Annotated in this window: 13 protein-coding genes; 10 read left to right on the forward strand and 3 right to left on the reverse strand. The window is 38.9% G+C overall.

Going from position 1 to position 16,976, the window contains the following annotated elements; all coding sequences use genetic code 11:
• Window positions 1–141 precede the first annotated feature (141 nt).
• The 6 genes from CZ809_RS15165 (at window position 142) to yjjX (ending at window position 5,799) form a co-directional block, all read left to right on the forward strand.
• Window positions 142–678, forward strand: a complete 537-nt coding sequence (locus tag CZ809_RS15165) for an HPP family protein (protein WP_080158419.1) — start codon at window positions 142–144, stop codon at window positions 676–678.
• Window positions 671–1,087: a universal stress protein gene (locus tag CZ809_RS15170; RefSeq protein ID WP_080158420.1), complete on the forward strand. Its 417-nt coding sequence runs from the start codon at window positions 671–673 to the stop codon at window positions 1,085–1,087. The genes CZ809_RS15165 and CZ809_RS15170 overlap by 8 nt, the downstream gene beginning before the upstream one ends.
• A 278-nt stretch (window positions 1,088–1,365) precedes the next feature.
• Window positions 1,366–1,923, forward strand: a complete 558-nt coding sequence (gene ahpC / locus CZ809_RS15175; protein ID WP_080158421.1) for an alkyl hydroperoxide reductase subunit C — start codon at window positions 1,366–1,368, stop codon at window positions 1,921–1,923.
• 253 nt (window positions 1,924–2,176) lie between these two features.
• Window positions 2,177–3,757 (forward strand): alkyl hydroperoxide reductase subunit F, encoded by a 1,581-nt coding sequence (gene ahpF, locus CZ809_RS15180; RefSeq protein ID WP_080158422.1) that lies wholly within the window; start codon window positions 2,177–2,179, stop codon window positions 3,755–3,757.
• A 761-nt stretch (window positions 3,758–4,518) separates the two neighbouring features.
• Window positions 4,519–5,157: a helix-turn-helix domain-containing protein gene (locus CZ809_RS15185; RefSeq protein ID WP_080158423.1), complete on the forward strand. Its 639-nt coding sequence runs from the start codon at window positions 4,519–4,521 to the stop codon at window positions 5,155–5,157.
• Window positions 5,158–5,283: 126 nt separating this feature from the next.
• The gene (gene yjjX / locus CZ809_RS15190) at window positions 5,284–5,799 is read left to right on the forward strand and encodes an inosine/xanthosine triphosphatase (RefSeq protein WP_080158424.1); all 516 of its coding nucleotides are present in this window, start codon (window positions 5,284–5,286) and stop codon (window positions 5,797–5,799) included.
• A gap of 57 nt (window positions 5,800–5,856) precedes the next feature.
• Here the strand turns inward: yjjX and trpR are convergent, their stop codons facing one another.
• The gene (trpR, locus tag CZ809_RS15195) at window positions 5,857–6,174 is read right to left on the reverse strand and encodes a trp operon repressor (protein ID WP_080158425.1); all 318 of its coding nucleotides are present in this window, start codon (window positions 6,172–6,174) and stop codon (window positions 5,857–5,859) included.
• Between the two features lie 572 nt (window positions 6,175–6,746).
• Here trpR and CZ809_RS15200 point away from each other — a divergent pair.
• The gene (locus tag CZ809_RS15200) at window positions 6,747–7,634 is read left to right on the forward strand and encodes an ATP-grasp fold amidoligase family protein (RefSeq protein WP_080158426.1); all 888 of its coding nucleotides are present in this window, start codon (window positions 6,747–6,749) and stop codon (window positions 7,632–7,634) included.
• A 156-nt stretch (window positions 7,635–7,790) separates the two neighbouring features.
• On the opposite strand, the gene sltY is transcribed toward CZ809_RS15200, so the two are convergent.
• A complete protein-coding gene (gene sltY, locus CZ809_RS15205) occupies window positions 7,791–9,728 on the reverse strand; it encodes a murein transglycosylase (protein WP_235865960.1) in 1,938 nt (645 codons plus the stop codon).
• Between the two features lie 289 nt (window positions 9,729–10,017).
• Between sltY and ettA the strand changes: the two genes are divergently transcribed.
• Both ettA and CZ809_RS15215 read left to right on the forward strand, forming a co-directional pair.
• A complete protein-coding gene (gene ettA, locus CZ809_RS15210; protein ID WP_080158428.1) occupies window positions 10,018–11,685 on the forward strand; it encodes an energy-dependent translational throttle protein EttA in 1,668 nt (555 codons plus the stop codon).
• A gap of 268 nt (window positions 11,686–11,953) precedes the next feature.
• A complete protein-coding gene (locus CZ809_RS15215) occupies window positions 11,954–12,931 on the forward strand; it encodes a M23 family metallopeptidase (protein ID WP_080158429.1) in 978 nt (325 codons plus the stop codon).
• 92 nt (window positions 12,932–13,023) lie between these two features.
• Here CZ809_RS15215 and radA read toward each other — a convergent pair whose 3' ends face one another.
• Window positions 13,024–14,415: a DNA repair protein RadA gene (radA, locus tag CZ809_RS15220; RefSeq protein ID WP_080158430.1), complete on the reverse strand. Its 1,392-nt coding sequence runs from the start codon at window positions 14,413–14,415 to the stop codon at window positions 13,024–13,026.
• A gap of 151 nt (window positions 14,416–14,566) precedes the next feature.
• Between radA and CZ809_RS15225 the strand changes: the two genes are divergently transcribed.
• Complete coding sequence (locus tag CZ809_RS15225) at window positions 14,567–16,921, forward strand: PilZ domain-containing protein (protein WP_080158431.1); 2,355 nt, start codon at window positions 14,567–14,569, stop codon at window positions 16,919–16,921.
• Window positions 16,922–16,976: the final 55 nt, after the last annotated feature.

Consider the following 16,976-nt stretch of genomic DNA (forward strand, 5'->3'; position numbering starts at 1 on the left):
AAGATAAAAACTCTTGCTGAGAAGCAAATAACTATCATCACCGCATTCTTAGATAATACTTATGAGGCATTAATAACCCGCTCATTTAACTATAATTGGCATATAATATTAATAAATTGAACTAATAAGTAAGTATTACGAATGGATAATATGCAAAAGGGGATCCATTATAAGATCACCCACCCAGCTCATAAACTATGGATGATTGCGTTAGTTGCCGCAGCAGGATCTGCATTATGTATTGGTATTCTTGCCTTTGTCGATGGCGTTGCTAAAGGTGACTATTTATTAGTCGCACCGTTTGGTGCCACCATGGTGTTGGTCTTTGGTTTACCACAAAGTCCTTTAGCTCATCCTAAAAATGTCGTATTCGGTCACTTAACAACAGCGATCATCGGCATTATCTTTGCCAATCTTTTACCGGTAACGTTTTGGTCTCTTGGGCTGGCTGTAGGTGTGGGGATTTTCATGATGATTATGCTCAATGTTACCCACCCACCCGCAGGCGGAAACCCGTTATTGATCATGTTAGGTGCCCATACCAGCATTCTGTTTGCGTTTTATCCCATTTTTGCAGGTAGCTGCATCATTGTTCTCATTGCACTGTTGTACCATGCGTTAGTCTCTCGTCTAGAATATGCATGGGTTAATAAACCTAAAGAAGGCAAAGATGTATAAAAAAGTATTGTATGCGCTAGATATCGATTCTAAGCCCTATCTTCTCAAAGCGATGGCTTTAGCTGATCAACTTAATGCAGAACTGTTTGTCGGTTATGCAACCAACCTTGATGAACAACTATTTTCTGATGATGCCTATTTAGGAAATAAAGTTGGGGATGGTATTGTTAATACAGAAAAAGCCGAGCTAGAAGCAAAAATACAGGCGTTAATTACAGACACGACCTTAAATAGAGATCATGTTTATATTGTTAATGGACCTGTGGGTATGGCTATTGAACGATTGGCGACAAATTTAGAGGTTGATTTAGTGGTGATGGCTAACTCTCACCATTATTTTAGTTTTTTATCTAAAAATGCGCTTCTCATAAAATTAGCGACTCACCATGATTTTTTAAGTTTGTCTTGATGGTAAGCGTATTACCTCTATTAAAGGTCTTATTTGATGGTCAAATAGGACCTTTTCATTAACCGAATCACTTCATTTATTATTCATACCTAACTACCGCTGTTACTAATCATCACCTCCCCTTTAAAACACACCTTTATCAATAATAGGTTTTGGCTATTGAATGTATCGGCTTTAACGATTTCCTTAATATCCCTGTTTTGACAATAATGGCTTCAGAGATTTGATTTGCACTACAGCATAAGAAATTAAAATTATTTTCAAAAGGATTCCATATTATGATTAACACTGAAATCAAGCCATTTAGCGCTACAGCATACAAAGAAGGCAAATTCGTAGACATCACTGAAAAAGATGTTTTAGGTAAGTGGGCAGTATTCTTCTTCTACCCAGCTGACTTTACTTTCGTATGTCCAACTGAGCTTGGCGACCTAGCTGACCATTACGCAGATCTACAATCTCGCGGTGTTGAAGTATTCTCTGTATCAACTGATACTCACTTCACTCACAAAGCATGGCACGACAGCTCTGACACAATCGGTAAAATCAACTACTTCATGGTAGGCGACCAAACAGGTAACATCACTAATAACTTCAACGTTATGCGTGAAGGTCAAGGTCTTGCAGACCGCGCTACTTTCCTAATCGACCCACAAGGTGTTATCCAAGCAATGGAAATCACTGCAGAAGGTATTGGCCGTGAAGCTGAAGACCTAATGCGTAAAGTGAAAGCAGCACAATATGTTGCAGCACACCCAGGTGAAGTTTGTCCTGCAAAATGGAAAGAAGGCGAAGCAACACTAACACCTTCTCTAGACCTAGTTGGTAAGATCTAATCTTATTTAACCTTTGATGACAATATTCATTTTTGACGCCGAATCTGAAATAAATATTGTTCATCCTGCTTTTAAGTAAATTATTTATTTAAAAGTAATAAGGCATCAAACATATATCGCATGTTTGGTGCCTTATTAATTAGAAGACCTTCAAACATATTTACGCCTTTTTATATAGGCAATATGTCGTATTACAGTAGACCCGCATTGATTATCTACTGTTAAGCCGTGAACAAATTAAAAAGGCAAGATTATGTTAGAACAAAATATGAAGCAGCAGCTACAAGCGTATTTAGAAAATTTAAAAACAGATGTACAACTGGTATTAAGTTTAGATGATAGTGACACTGCACAAAAACTGCATGAATTAGCTTACGAAATTGCAGAACTAAACGATAAAGTGAGTGTTATTGAAGACAGTAATGCCAGCGTACGCAAACCTGTAATGCAAGTGGTTAACCCAACCAAACAGACCTCAATGAGCTTTGCTGGTCTGCCAATGGGACACGAATTTACTTCATTGGTATTAGCACTACTGCACAGCGGTGGTCACCCAATGAAACTAGAACAACCAGTTATCGATCAAATTGCAGCATTAGATCAAGACATCGTTGTTGAAACCTTCATTTCACTTTCTTGCCAAAACTGTCCTGACGTTGTGCAAGCATTCAACATGATGGCAGCGATTAACCCACGTATTAAAGCAAGCATGATTGATGGCGCAGCTTTCCAAGCTGAAGTCACTGAACGTAATATCATGGCGGTACCGACTGTTTATGTAAACGGTGAAGTCTTTGGTCAAGGCCGCATGTCGCTAACTGAAATTTTAAATAAGCTAGACACAGGCGCCGCTAAAAAAGCAGCAGCAAGCCTTAATGATAAAGCCCCATTTGACGTATTAGTCGTTGGTGGTGGTCCTGCTGGCGCATCAGCTGCTATCTATGCTGCACGTAAAGGTATTCGTACTGGTGTTGTTGCCGAGCGCTTTGGTGGCCAAGTAATGGATACCATGTCTATCGAGAACTTTATTTCTGTTAAAGAAACAACGGGCCCTCATTTAGCGGCAAGCTTAGAAGAGCATGTAAAACAATATAACGTTGATATCATGAGCGAACAACGTGTTAAGAATATCGTTGCTGCAACAGATACAGATGATGGTTATGCCCACATTTATTTAGAAAGTGGCGCAATTTTAAAATCTCGCAGCGTGATCATCAGTACAGGTGCTCGCTGGCGTGAAATGAACGTCCCTGGTGAGCAAGAATACCGTAACAAAGGTGTGGCTTACTGCCCTCACTGTGATGGTCCATTATTCAAAGGTAAACGTACTGCGGTTATCGGTGGTGGTAACTCAGGTATTGAAGCGGCAATTGACCTTGCGGGTATTGTTGAGCATGTTACGGTGCTTGAATTTGCTGACACCCTACGTGCTGACCAAGTGTTGATCAACAAAGCAGAAAGCATGCCGAATATCGACATTATTAAAATGGCACAAACCACAGAAGTGGTTGGCGATGGTACTCGCGTAACGGGTATTAGCTACAAAGATCGTAACACTGATGAAATCAAACACATTGAACTTGCAGGTATCTTTGTTCAGATTGGTTTAGTGCCAAACACTGAATGGCTAAAAGAGTCAGCCGTTGCCTTAACACCACGTGGTGAAATCGAAATTGGTGCTCACGGTAATACTAACGTTAATGGCATCTTTGCTGCGGGTGACGTAACAACTGTGCCTTTCAAGCAAATCATCATTGCGATGGGTGAAGGTGCAAAAGCAAGTTTAGGTGCATTTGATTACTTAATTCGTACTCCGACACCAACTGCTAAATAATTCTTTTATTTATACAATAAGAAAATAATAGTAAAGGCCTGTTCTTAAAGAATAGGCCTTTTTGCTTTTTATCTCTCTAAACACAGTAATAATCCTCACTAATGAAACAAGATATAAGCCTTATTTATAAAAAAGAACGAGGAATGATTTTTATTATAAATAGTTTATCGATAATTCGTCTTATTATCCTTTATATAGAACAACAAGATTCATAATCTTATATTATATTCAAACCCACCAATTACATGCCTATTGCACATATAACGCTATATTTAACATTCCTCAAACTCGTATTATTCTGTAATGCATCAATAATAAAATTAATACCCATAAAAACTACTTCATTTTATTATTGACTTAACTATCAATTACATTGGTTATTTTACAAATTAAATCCCAATTTACAAAAATAAAAAAACATATGCTATCATATTTTTTAACACTTTAGAGTTTACTTTTAAAACATTTAAAATCAAACCTTTATAACAATACGCCGTTTTTCTTTTGTCTATTCTGATCTCCACCTTCATCCATAATTGCAGAATCAAGCGACACCATTTTAGAATCAAAACTTATTTCTTTCTGCGTATTTTGTTCCCTTTTTTACCCATCTTTCCTGTGGGGTATATTTCTTTAACCAAATCAATCGCACTTTTTAAGTAACAATGATTCCTTTTCTACACTTTTAAGTAATATCTTTTATAACTATTGAGAATTCATATTTTATTCATCCCCCCTATTTGAAGCAGGAAGCTAGTTACATGGAATATTTAGAGCGAATTAAGCGTTTAGCTAAAGTTCAAGGCATCAGCCAAAAGCAACTTGGTGAAGCATTAAACCTTCAACAAGGCACAATGAGCCGTAAGCTTTCAGGTAAATACGGTATTGAAGTTCGCGAATTAGAAAAAATCGCTGAGACACTTAATACATCAATTGGTTATATCCTAACAGGCCAAATTGATACTGGTACGCAAGCAACGACAACTATCAGCACTGAACACGATAGCTCTGCAACGTGCACCTATATTCCAGTGATCCACCGTAAAGATTTTTCAGCTTACAATTTAGGTGATTCAGTTGAGGTGATCAGTAAACGTGCGATCCCCCAGCATTTAGAGCGTGATGCTTGCCTAGGTTTATTCATTGATAATGAAAATATCTCACATTGTGCACCAGTGGGTAGCTATGCATTAGCAACCAAAGAAGCGGCTTACCGTCCAAAGCAACCTGTCTTTGCTTCTGTACGCGGTAGTGAGCCTGATTTTTACCACATGACACAATTGGCTGATGGCGTTGTATTCTCAACCTCACAACCTGATTTTCCAAACCTGTTTGTAAATAACGGTGAATTTCAAATTCACGGTTACATTATCCAATCAGACTGGGCTTACGATCGTTAATCACGACCACTGCTCAATTAGGGTTTAGAAAGCTCATCGATTGATGGGCTTTTTATTACTTTTGTTTTCAACATAAAGCGGTTATTTTTAAGTTATTCAATACTCTATTTAACCGAATTTATCATTATGCCCACCATTATTGTCGCCTCAACCAACCCTGCAAAAATCACTGCTGTTACCGATGCCTTTACAGCGGCCTTTCCTCAACAGATATTTACCACCACGGGTGTCAGCACTGACAGTGGTGTACGCGATCAGCCATTAACCTGTGATGAAACATTACTAGGAGCAAATAATCGTGTTATTTCTTGTCGCGAACGTTATCCCAATGCCGATTACATCGTTGGCTTAGAAGCTGGGCTCGATGACAATTTTACATTTGCGTGGATGGTGATAGAACATCAAGGACGAAAATCTACTGCCCGTTCGGCTTCGTTACCGTTGCCGCCATTGGCATTAGAAAAAATAGCCCAAGGAATGGAGCTAGGAGATGTGATGGATGAGATGTTTGCTCAACAAAACATTAAACAAAAAGGGGGGGCTATTGCGATGCTAACCCACCATTTATTGAGCCGTAGCAGTGTTTATCAACAAGCTTTAATTCTCGCATTAATTCCTTTTTTACATCCTGAATTATATTAATAAATACAATTTAGTAGTAATAACTAATGCGCGATATATTCATGAAGCTTATGATTATTATTCAAAGGCAGAAGGGACATTTTTTGCGAGAAAATCAGCTAACCATGCTTTGGTTGCATCATCTTGATGTTTTAGTTCATTTGAGCCACGTGTAATAGTAGCAACGCCGACACCAAGTAACTCACTAATTTTACGTTGGCTACGTTCACCATTTAGTAGCTCATGTACTATGTTCACTCGTGCGATTAATGCTTCTCTTTCATCATGAGTTAGTAATACTTTAAACAGTAACTGATCACGTTGTTCCGCAGAAGCTTGCTGGAGTAAATCTAGAATCTGTTGCCAATCAGTATACTTTGGTGAGTCTACAGCCATTTTCGTTTATCCCGTAAGGCATTATATACGCGGTGCAGTGTACCGCGATTTCTACATCAGACCAAGTAACGGTGCTATTTATAGCGCATAAACAGATAAGTAAATCATCACTATCATTCCCCGATCCTATGCCAAAAATCATCATTATTATTTACCAAATTAATAATGATGATGAAATCAGAAAGAATAAAAATAGCCATATACAGCATAATTATTTCTTTTTATAGCATATGATTTTTGATAAAACAGGCCACCTATAAAAATATTTCTTTTTTTTAGTGTTAAAAAAAGGAAACACACATAATATATAGCAAAAGCAGTAAATATTTTATCAAACAGACAATATCTAATATGAAATATTTATGATTCACCCGTTTAATATGTTGATTGCAAATAAAAACTTGACATAGAGATAACAGATCAAAATCATTAAGTTAGTTATACTTAGGTATTCGTAAATGACACTGTTTAATCGGTTGATATATAAAAACACGAATAAATATATTAATGTTAATTATAAAATATACAAATAACATTTATAAGTTAGATAAATAACAGGCAGAGAACCTAAAATGGAAAGTTTACAATATCGATTATTTTCAGGAATAGTATCCAAACTACCAATAAAATTAAGATTACAACTACTATATTTTAGAAAATTTAAAAAATTCATTAATTATTCGAATCCACAGACATTTAATGAAAAAGTACAATTAAAAAAAATTCATGACCGCAGTGAATATCTAACTCTTGGTGCCGATAAATTAGCAGCTAAAAAGTTTGTTAAAGAAATTGCACCAGAACTATACATTCCAGAAACATTATGGGTTGCTAAGTACGTTGCTGATTTTGATACATTCCCATTTTCAGAAATGCCAAGTAATTATGTATTAAAGGCAAACCATACAAGTCAAACCATTGAATTTGTTCGTGATAATAATCACTTATCTAAACAAGAGATGAAAAATTTCGCATCTCGTTGGTTTAAGAAAGATCAATCAGGATCGCTAGGCGAATGGGGATATAAAAATATTCCACCACGTGTTTTTGTTGAAGAGTTTCTAGACTTTAATGGCACGGTTCCTGATGATTACAAACTGCATGTAATTGATGGAAAAGTAGAATTTATCCAATTAGATCAAGGACGTTTTGAACAGCATTATCGAAATATGTTTGATCGAGATTGGAATGAACTTGGTTTTGTCTTAAACAAAAAACCACGCTTACTGCCAGTACCTGAAAAACCACCGTTCATTGATCAAATGATTGAAATAGCAGAACGCATTGGTAAATATTATGACATGGTTCGTGTTGACCTTTATTTCCACAATAATCAGGTCACATTCAGCGAACTAACCATGTACCCAGCGGCTGGCTTCTCTATGTTCCCTGATGAATGGAACCATAAATTTGGTGAACGCTGGATATTAGATTATCCAACCTTTTCTCAAAAGAAATAATCATACGTTTTCATATATCAAATAAAATTATTTTTGCTCTTATTTATATAGCCGCTACTATCACATCTCTGCATAACAGTAGCGGCTTCTTTTCTTATTAATTTATATATTTAATAAGTTTCTTAAATACATTATATCTAATTATTATTTAAATTGTTAATAACGAGCAGTTAGTTCTTGTGGACTAAATAATACCCCTTTACGTCCCATCAATTCATTATAATAAATATCAAACATCAATACATTTTGAACATAACCACGGGTTTCATTAAATGGTATTTGTTCAATAAAAGCATATACATCAAGTTTACCATCAGTCACTTTTTTCCATTGTGACACGCGGCCAGGGCCTGCATTATAAGATGCAAAAGCATAGACACGGTTATTATCGTTACGCTCTAACATCATTTTCAAATAGGCACTGCCTAAACGAATATTAACGCTAGGATCAAATAAGCTTTGTTTGCCTAAATATTTATAATCAAGTTTTTTAGCTGTTTCTGCTGCTGTCGCGGGCATAAGTTGCATTAAGCCACTCGCACCAACATGCGATCGAGCATGAATATTTAACGCACTTTCTTGACGCGCCAACGCCATCATCGTCGATGCTGGAATGTTCCGCTGTTCACTAAAGAAATCAAATAGCCACTTATGTGCCAATGGAAAACGCAATGTCATATGATCCCATAACTTACCCGAAATCGTAGCTTGAACAGCAAGGTAATGCCATTGATGTTTATCAGCATAAACCGCTAATTGACGCTTAGTTTGAACATTGGTGATTTTTGATAATAAATATCCCCATTCACGATTAGCCGCGGTAACTTTATCAAGTGCAATCAATTCTTTAACTCGCGCTAAACTCTTTTTATAAGGCTTTAATAACGCGGTTGATGTCGGTGCATTGGTTAGTGGATATACAATCGGCTTATTTAATATTGTTGCCGCTGCGGCACTGTAAAAATCACGCTCACCTAATAGTGACGTGTAAATTTTATCCGCTTGTTTTTTCTTACCATTTTGCGCTAACAACTTCGCTTTCCAAAATGTCCAACGCGGCGTCTGTTGCGCTTCTTTTGGTAAGCGATCAATCCACAACTGGGTCTGTTTCCAGTTCGCCTCACGAATTGCATTACGCACACGACGCTCTAACAGGCTAGCATTGTCACTCTGTGCTAATTTGCTATCACGCCATTTTGCTAATGCCGTGTCTGATGTCGACATTAATCGAGAAGCGACCGCATCAGCCAATGTTTGCTTGGTAGCTTTGTCAAAATGTTGTCCACGTACCACTTGGTCATACTCAGCAACCGCTTGTTTAGTATCCGTACGGGCAAGCAATAAAAAAGCATTCTGAGTCAACGCTTGATTAAACGGCGTTACTTTACTTTTCTTCGCAAATGCCCCCACATTTTGCGGTTGATCATATAACGCTAACACAGCCTCACCAGTTGCTTGGGCATCACCAGTTAAGAGCTTATCCAGGTAATTTAATAAGCTTTTATTCCCTTTAGCATATGCCAACACCATACGATCAAGTACCATCGTATTAGTACGTTTACCCGCAGAACTCCAGCTATCTAATAAATTATCACATCCAGCAGGCAACGAACGGCCCGTTTGCCACAACTTATCAGCACCTTGCCACGCTAATTGAGCATGGCCTGTTTTTTCTTTAGCGTAATAAAATGCACACTGAAGATCAGTATTACGTGGTACCGCTGGTTGCATCATTAAAAAGTCACGCCACTGCCCAGTCTTCACCAATTGGTTTAAATAGCGGTTTTTAATCGTCTGGCTAAACGGCAACATTTTATATTTATCAACAAAAACCTGAACCTGACTTGGCCTTTGCGTTGCTAGTTGAGCATTAAATTCACGGTACTCCAAATAAGGGTAAAGTGGATATCCCCCTAATTGAGCCTTTTTTTGATGAAACACGGCCATATCATTAGCTGAAAACGCATTTTGCGCTTGCTCATACCATGTGCGTTGTTGATCTAAAGAAGCCGCTTGGGCTGTTACAGTGCTTGTTAATCCGACCGTCAACAAAGCAAATGAAAAAACGCGAGAATAACTAAATAGACGTGCCACGATTAACTCCATATCAAAAAACGCTATAAAGCGTGTACAATCCTTGCTCAATAATAGCAAAAAAAAACCACATCAATGTAAAATCAAGTTATTGCATAGACACTCTATGCATTCACGGAACTATGATTACGGTGGAATCTGATTGTGATAGTAACCATGATAATAAACAATCTCTTTCTAACGCTAAAATACCTTACTTAGCCGCGAAATTAATAACAATTCAAGTGAACTTTTAAAGATTATAGGTACTATAGTAAGCTTCATTTCAGAGTAGAGATCACACACGGATATGGCTGATTACGTCTATACCATGTCGCGAGTGGGCAAAATTGTCCCACCTAAGCGTCAAATCTTAAAAGATATTTCACTGAGTTTTTTCCCTGGTGCAAAAATTGGTGTCCTTGGTCTTAACGGCTCAGGTAAATCAACCTTACTGCGCATCATGGCAGGCATCGATACTGATATTGAAGGTGAAGCACGTCCTCAAGCAGGTCTTAAAGTCGGTTACCTACCTCAAGAGCCGGTATTGGATGAAACCAAAACGGTACGTGAAATTGTTGAAGAATCTGTTTCAGATGTTAAAGAGGCGCTCATTCGTCTCGATGAAGTCTATTCAGCCTACGCTGAACCTGATGCTGATTTTGATGCACTCGCAAAAGAACAAGGCGATTTGGAATCGTTAATTGAAACCAAAGATGGCCACAACCTTGGCATGCAACTTGAGCGTGCTGCCGATGCACTGCGTCTACCCGATTGGGATGCTGTGGTTAAAAATCTTTCTGGTGGTGAGCGTCGTCGTGTCGCTATTTGTCGTTTATTACTTGATAAGCCCGACATGCTGCTACTTGATGAACCTACTAACCACTTGGATGCTGAATCAGTGGCGTGGCTAGAGCACTTCTTGGTTGATTACAGTGGTACAGTTGTGGCAATTACCCACGACCGTTACTTCCTTGATAACGCAGCGGGCTGGATCCTAGAACTTGACCGTGGTGAAGGCATTCCATGGCAAGGTAACTATACCTCATGGCTTGAGCAAAAAGATGCACGTCTAAAACAAGAATCATCTCAAGAACGTGCTTTGCAAAAAACCATTGAAAAAGAACTAGAATGGGTGCGTCAAAACCCTAAAGGTCGTCAAGCTAAATCAAAAGCACGTATGGCGCGTTTTGAAGAGCTTAATACTAGCGATCACCAAAAACGTAATGAAACCAATGAGCTTTTCATTCCGCCAGGTGAGCGTTTAGGCGATAAAGTCATTGATGTTAAAAATCTAACCAAATCGTTTGGTGATCGTGTATTGATTGATGATTTGTCATTCAGTATGCCTAAAGGCGCAATCGTCGGTATTATCGGTGCTAACGGCGCGGGTAAATCTACCCTATTTAAGATGCTAAGTGGTGACGAACAACCGGATTCTGGCACTATTGAGCTAGGTGAAACGGTGAAATTGGCGTCAGTGGATCAGTTCCGCGATAGCATGAACGACAACAACACGGTTTACCAAGAAATCTCTGAAGGCGCTGATATTCTTAAAATCAACAATTTTGAGATTCCAGCACGCGCGTATGTATCACGCTTTAACTTTAAAGGCAGTGATCATCAAAAACGCATTGGTGATTTATCCGGTGGTGAACGTAACCGTGTTCACTTAGCGAAACTACTAAAATCAGGCGGTAACGTATTACTGCTCGATGAACCAACCAACGACCTTGACGTAGAAACCTTACGTGCATTGGAAGAGGCCTTACTTGAGTTCCCTGGTTGTGCCATGGTTATCTCACACGACCGTTGGTTCCTAGACCGTGTAGCTACGCATATTCTTGATTATCGCGACGAAGGTAAAGTGAGTTTCTTTGAAGGCAACTTTACTGAATACACTGATTGGTTGAAGAAAACATTAGGGGCTGATGCCGCTGATCCTCACCGTATTAAGTACAAGCGTATCGCTAAATAATCTATTTCATCTAACCAAAGAGCTGTTTCAACAGCTCTTTTTTTATCACAAAAAATCAACTGTTAAATCAATGGCTTTTATTATTGTTGCATAAATAGAGACTGTATCGCCTCATTTTTGTGACGTGATAACTAGCAATCATTTCACCAAAGACATAGACTCAGTAGCTTATTATTTATCTCTCGTTGGTACAAATCCCCCTCTACAATGGTATTTTAGCCTGCTGTTTGACCAACTTTATCTTATTTATCAATAATAACTGTCTATTATGCCTCATTTAGAACCATCAGTATCACCATCCAGCACTAAACCTTCACGTCCGCGACAGCACTATTACCGTGCTGTGATCATCCTTGCGGTATGCGGTCTGCTTAGTTATGGTGGCTATTCAATGTTCCACCTTTACCAAAACGCTAAAATTTCACAGATCAAAGCCCAAAAACTCAGTGCACAAGCATTAGCATTGAGTGCATCACTGTCAGAAGAAACGGCAATGAATCAAGATCTCAATCAAGCATTAGCCGCCAAGAAAAAATCATTAATTGCACTGAATCAGCGGATTGATGATATGGAAACTGTATTGGGTATTGAACCACCAGCTGATAACCAAACCATCACCCAACGGGTCGATACCGCAGCCATTAACTCGGCCGTTAGAGCGACCTTGTTTCAATTGATTCCCAATGGTGCTCCAACCCCTAATGTTCAATTAACATCTGGTTTTGGAACACGTGTTCATCCGATCACTAAAAAACGCAAACGTCATGATGGCCTTGATTTTGCGGCTAAAATTGGCACTCCAGTTTATGCCCCTGCCGATGCAGTTATTGAACGAGCCCGTAGCAGTAATTATGGTTATGGTAATCAATTAACCCTTAATCATACGATGGGGTTTATTTCGACTTACTCACACCTAAGTAAATTTAAAGTGAAACAAGGCGAGTTTGTTAAAAAAGGCCAACTTATTGGGTGGACTGGCAATTCAGGATTATCAACAGGCCCCCATTTACATTATGAAATTCGCTTTTTAGGCAAACCATTAAATCCACGACCATTCGTGAAATGGGATATTGAAAATTTTGATGCTTTATTTAAACAAGAAAAAAATGTCCAATGGGCATCACTGTTAAATACCATCAATAGTATGGTCGCAATGCAGGTGCAATTGACTGGGGATGAAAATCACGACCTTGGTATTACCACCGCAAGTCATACTGAACCATCACCAAACCAAGGCGACCTATAAGCAAGAACAATTTCACCGACAACGAATAATAAAAAGGCCAACCACATTATCGTGATTGGCCTTTTTGTTGACCTTAATTGACGCTATTAATATTAATTAATCAGTTCAATCAATTCATGGATAGTTTTGACCGCCACAATTTTTGCACCCAACCCTTCCATTGATTTATGGTAATTACGATAAGGAATAAAGATTTCCGTAAATCCATGTTGCGCCGCTTCTTTTACTCGCGGTACACCACTGTCTATTGGGCGCACATCACCATTTAGACTTAGCTCGCCCATAATGCAGGTTGTGCGTGGCACCACAAACTCATTTAGGCTACTGAGTAATGCCGCCACTAACGCCAAATCAATGCAGGTTTCTGACTCATCAATTTTTAACCCACCGACAATATTGAAAAAAGTATCATGGAAGATTTTAGTTTTCGCATGCTTGCGTAAAATACCCGTTAGCATTTTAATACGATTCATGTTTAAACCAACACAAACCCGCTGAGGAAACTCCCCTTCAGTTTCAGTAGTTAAACATTGGATCTCAAGTAAAATATTCCGGTTACCTTTACGAATACAGGTAATTGCAGAGCCTGATGATTCAGTGGTTGACCCCGATAAGAAAATTTCACTAGGGTTATCAACACTGAGCATTCCGCGCTCGGTCATACGGAAAATACCGACCGTATCAACATCACCAAAACGGTTTTTATTGGCGCGTAATGTCCGGACTTGACCATCATTCGTATCGATATGCAATAATGCATCGACAATATGAACCAATGTCTGTGGACCTGCTATTTCGTTATTTTTATTAACGTGGGCAATCAAAAACATAGTAACGTTGTTTTGTTTGCAATATTGCGTCAATGATTGCGCCGCAGTTTTTACTTGTGACGGTGAACCTGGGCTACCATTGGCCAATTCGGTTGATACCGCTTGAATGGAGTCAATAACCGCAAACTTAATCTGTTTCGCATCTAATTCAGCGATGATCGCTTCAACACTGGTTTCTGCCATTAGATATAAGTTATCTTCATTGCAGCTTAGTTTGAGACGATTAACACGGTTTTTAAACTGTGATAATGATTCTTCCGCAGTACAGTACAACGATGGCATTAATTTCGACATTCTTGCCACTAAATCAGATAACAAGGTAGTTTTACCCGCTCCTGGATCACCTGAAATAATATTGACTGAGCCAGTGGTTAATCCACCGCACAACACGCGATCAAGCTCACCGATGCCTGTTAGCATTTTTTGGGCATCAACCGCTTCAACTTCATGTAATTTTTTAGAACCGCCGCCCGCAATACCTGCGTATCCAGACAGACTTGAACGAGCTGAGGTTGCGACGCCACTTTTGGTATTTGGAATAGTAAATTCAGTGATAGTGTTCCATGATTTACACCCTGAACATTGGCCTTGCCAACGCGCAAAATCCATTCCGCAATCACTACATACGTATGCTCGTTTTGCTGCTTTTGCCATTCTATATCCTACATCAGTTTATTATTCACAATCACAAACCATTTTAGAGTCAATAAACTATCGAATAACGACAAATATATGTCAGTTACCCCTAAATTTTTTACGCTGTTGGTCGATGATACAACTAGCCATTCATCAATAGATCCAAATCATGCATCTCGACAATTATAAAACATTGATTGAGCAATTATTGCCAATTTATAACCATCCCGATTTTGAGGTCGCGTTCAAATCATTAACTGACCACGAAACAGGTCCAGTGCGACTCCAAATAAAAATGGAAATCAATCGCTTAATGACCCCTTGCAATAAAATTATTGATCTGCGAGGACGGGTTAAAGGTCAATGTCGAGAATATATCTTTAGTGGTCATAGCCATTGGTTAGATGATGTGGCTATTAACATTTATCATCACCGTAAAGCGGTGTTTGCTGGACAATATTGCTATGGCTTGTATGAAGAATTAATTAATACTCACAATAATTTTCGTATTCTTCACCAGCAACAAAAAATGCCACCGATCTACACTACACCAAAAGATAATCCATGTAGCTTATTTCAAGCCCAGCTAATTCGATTTGGATACTACCTTAGCCGCGAAGAAAAGCGACTCAGTATTGCCACGCCAATCGCATTAACCTTGAGTAATGAGCAACAGGTGTTAGCCACCACGGTTGATCTGTCTTTTTCGGGCGCGAAGTGTAAGGTACCCGCCGCATTTGACTATCAATTAGGTCAAACCATTACGGCATCATTTCCTCAACTGGCACAACAATACCAAGATGCTCGCCTCAATCAAAGCCACCATTACCGTATTTTAGGCATTGATGATATTCAAGATAACGACAATATAAAATGGTTACGTTTATTGGCATTAACAGACAATACTGCCTTGCAAGCGATCATTAAGCATGATCAACACCAATCGTTAAGCCGTAACAACCACGATGACAAAATCATTCAACTGCGCACCCAAGGTTATGAGCATTGCTATCTTAAACATACCCTTACGATGCCGTTATTTTTTGCAGGTGAGCATTTAAAATACAGTTTATTGACTGACCATAATCAACATCAATGGCAATACTGGCATGATGAACGCAATCAACCCGTGATCAATCATCTGTTGTCTGCAACGCGAATCAATAACCTTGAACTAAGTGGTATTTCTCATACCAGTACCTTAATTTATAGCTTCTTTCATGAGCACCAAGGCCAACGCTACTTTTATTCGGCAGCCCTTCCTGAAATGACACGCCAACAACGGCTGTTATTTTGGCAGATAGGCGCTAAGCGTGATAGCTGGCGCGTTATGCGGTTAACCATGTACCCATTAGCCCCAAATGACATGCAAGCATTGGCACAGCTACCCCCTGAAATGATGCCTTACTGTCAGGATTTATCGCATATAGGGACGTTAGAAGATTTAACCCATCAAGAGGTTCAGTCTGATTACCTGTGTGGTGTGACATCAACCTTAACCCCGCAAGCGTTGAATCAATTCCGTCATCAACGAAACCCTATCAGCCAAGCGGAAGCGATTCATTTTGATCCCAAACCGCTACGTAGCGAAGACCGATTTCGTTATAAAACAGCAATTACATTACAGCAAGATCATGAGACCATCAGTGGTACTTCCATCGATTTTTCTAGTCGAGGACTGAATATCAATTTACATCAGCCTTTACGATGCAAACAAGGTGACACGGTCCAAATTGAATTTACACAATTAGCCCGCAGCACTAAAAACGATATTCTAAAAAAAATGCCTTATCAGATTATTCGCACGAGTCCTAATGGTAAAAATATTCAGTTGATAACCATTGAAAATGAAGAGGGATTATTAGGTGGCCAATTTCTTCGTTCTTTAATTGAGTCAAACCTTGAAAAATTAGCCCTGTGCAAGGAGCCACAACCATCAACAGCACTGTTGCTAACCATGCATCAAATGCTACTGACACGGTTGCATAGCTTGCCATATTTTGCAGAAAAGATAGATCATAAAATAAAAGTTAAAGCCATCGGATCCAATTTCCCATTATCACCCCTAGCAACCATGTTGCATCAGCTAAGTGACAATGAACGTTTAGATCTTGATGTGATTTTTAAGCAACGGGTTAAACAAATGCTCGCCGATCCCATGCGACCACGGGATAAACAACAGCAACAACAGCCGTTTATTCATGAGTTATATTTAGCGGTTGAATATCGTGATAAGCAGGTACATAGCATTGAGACTAAACTGCGCAGTGATTTCGATGATCTGACCGCACAACGGGATTATATTCAGAACGCTCGGCAACACGGCGATCTATTTGCAGTGCGTATTACAGCGCTACCATTATTAAATCCACTGACGGCATTAATTGGTGAAAAACTCAGTAAATTAGCCCGTTTAACATTACACCGTGCACGTGCATTAGAAATGGAATTTACGTCATTAATTGGCTGTGGTGAGATTTTTGATATTACCGATGAAGTCTTAATTCGGCTTGAAATACATTAAGTCTAATAATACTCCGCACTCACTCAAGTGCGGAGTATTTTGCATAATTTAATGT

The organism is Photobacterium piscicola (assembly GCF_900166965.1).
GTDB classification, from domain to species: Bacteria; Pseudomonadota; Gammaproteobacteria; order Enterobacterales; family Vibrionaceae; genus Photobacterium; species Photobacterium piscicola.

Coding starts and splice junctions, on each gene's coding strand:
- CZ809_RS15165 (WP_080158419.1), top strand. CDS start 142: ATGGATAATATGCAAAAGGGGATCCATTATAAGATCACCCACCCAGCT.
- CZ809_RS15170 (WP_080158420.1), top strand. CDS start 671: ATGTATAAAAAAGTATTGTATGCGCTAGATATCGATTCTAAGCCCTAT.
- ahpC (WP_080158421.1), top strand. CDS start 1,366: ATGATTAACACTGAAATCAAGCCATTTAGCGCTACAGCATACAAAGAA.
- ahpF (WP_080158422.1), top strand. CDS start 2,177: ATGTTAGAACAAAATATGAAGCAGCAGCTACAAGCGTATTTAGAAAAT.
- CZ809_RS15185 (WP_080158423.1), top strand. CDS start 4,519: ATGGAATATTTAGAGCGAATTAAGCGTTTAGCTAAAGTTCAAGGCATC.
- yjjX (WP_080158424.1), top strand. CDS start 5,284: ATGCCCACCATTATTGTCGCCTCAACCAACCCTGCAAAAATCACTGCT.
- trpR (WP_080158425.1), bottom strand. CDS start 6,174: ATGGCTGTAGACTCACCAAAGTATACTGATTGGCAACAGATTCTAGAT.
- CZ809_RS15200 (WP_080158426.1), top strand. CDS start 6,747: ATGGAAAGTTTACAATATCGATTATTTTCAGGAATAGTATCCAAACTA.
- ettA (WP_080158428.1), top strand. CDS start 10,018: ATGGCTGATTACGTCTATACCATGTCGCGAGTGGGCAAAATTGTCCCA.
- CZ809_RS15215 (WP_080158429.1), top strand. CDS start 11,954: ATGCCTCATTTAGAACCATCAGTATCACCATCCAGCACTAAACCTTCA.
- radA (WP_080158430.1), bottom strand. CDS start 14,415: ATGGCAAAAGCAGCAAAACGAGCATACGTATGTAGTGATTGCGGAATG.
- CZ809_RS15225 (WP_080158431.1), top strand. CDS start 14,567: ATGCATCTCGACAATTATAAAACATTGATTGAGCAATTATTGCCAATT.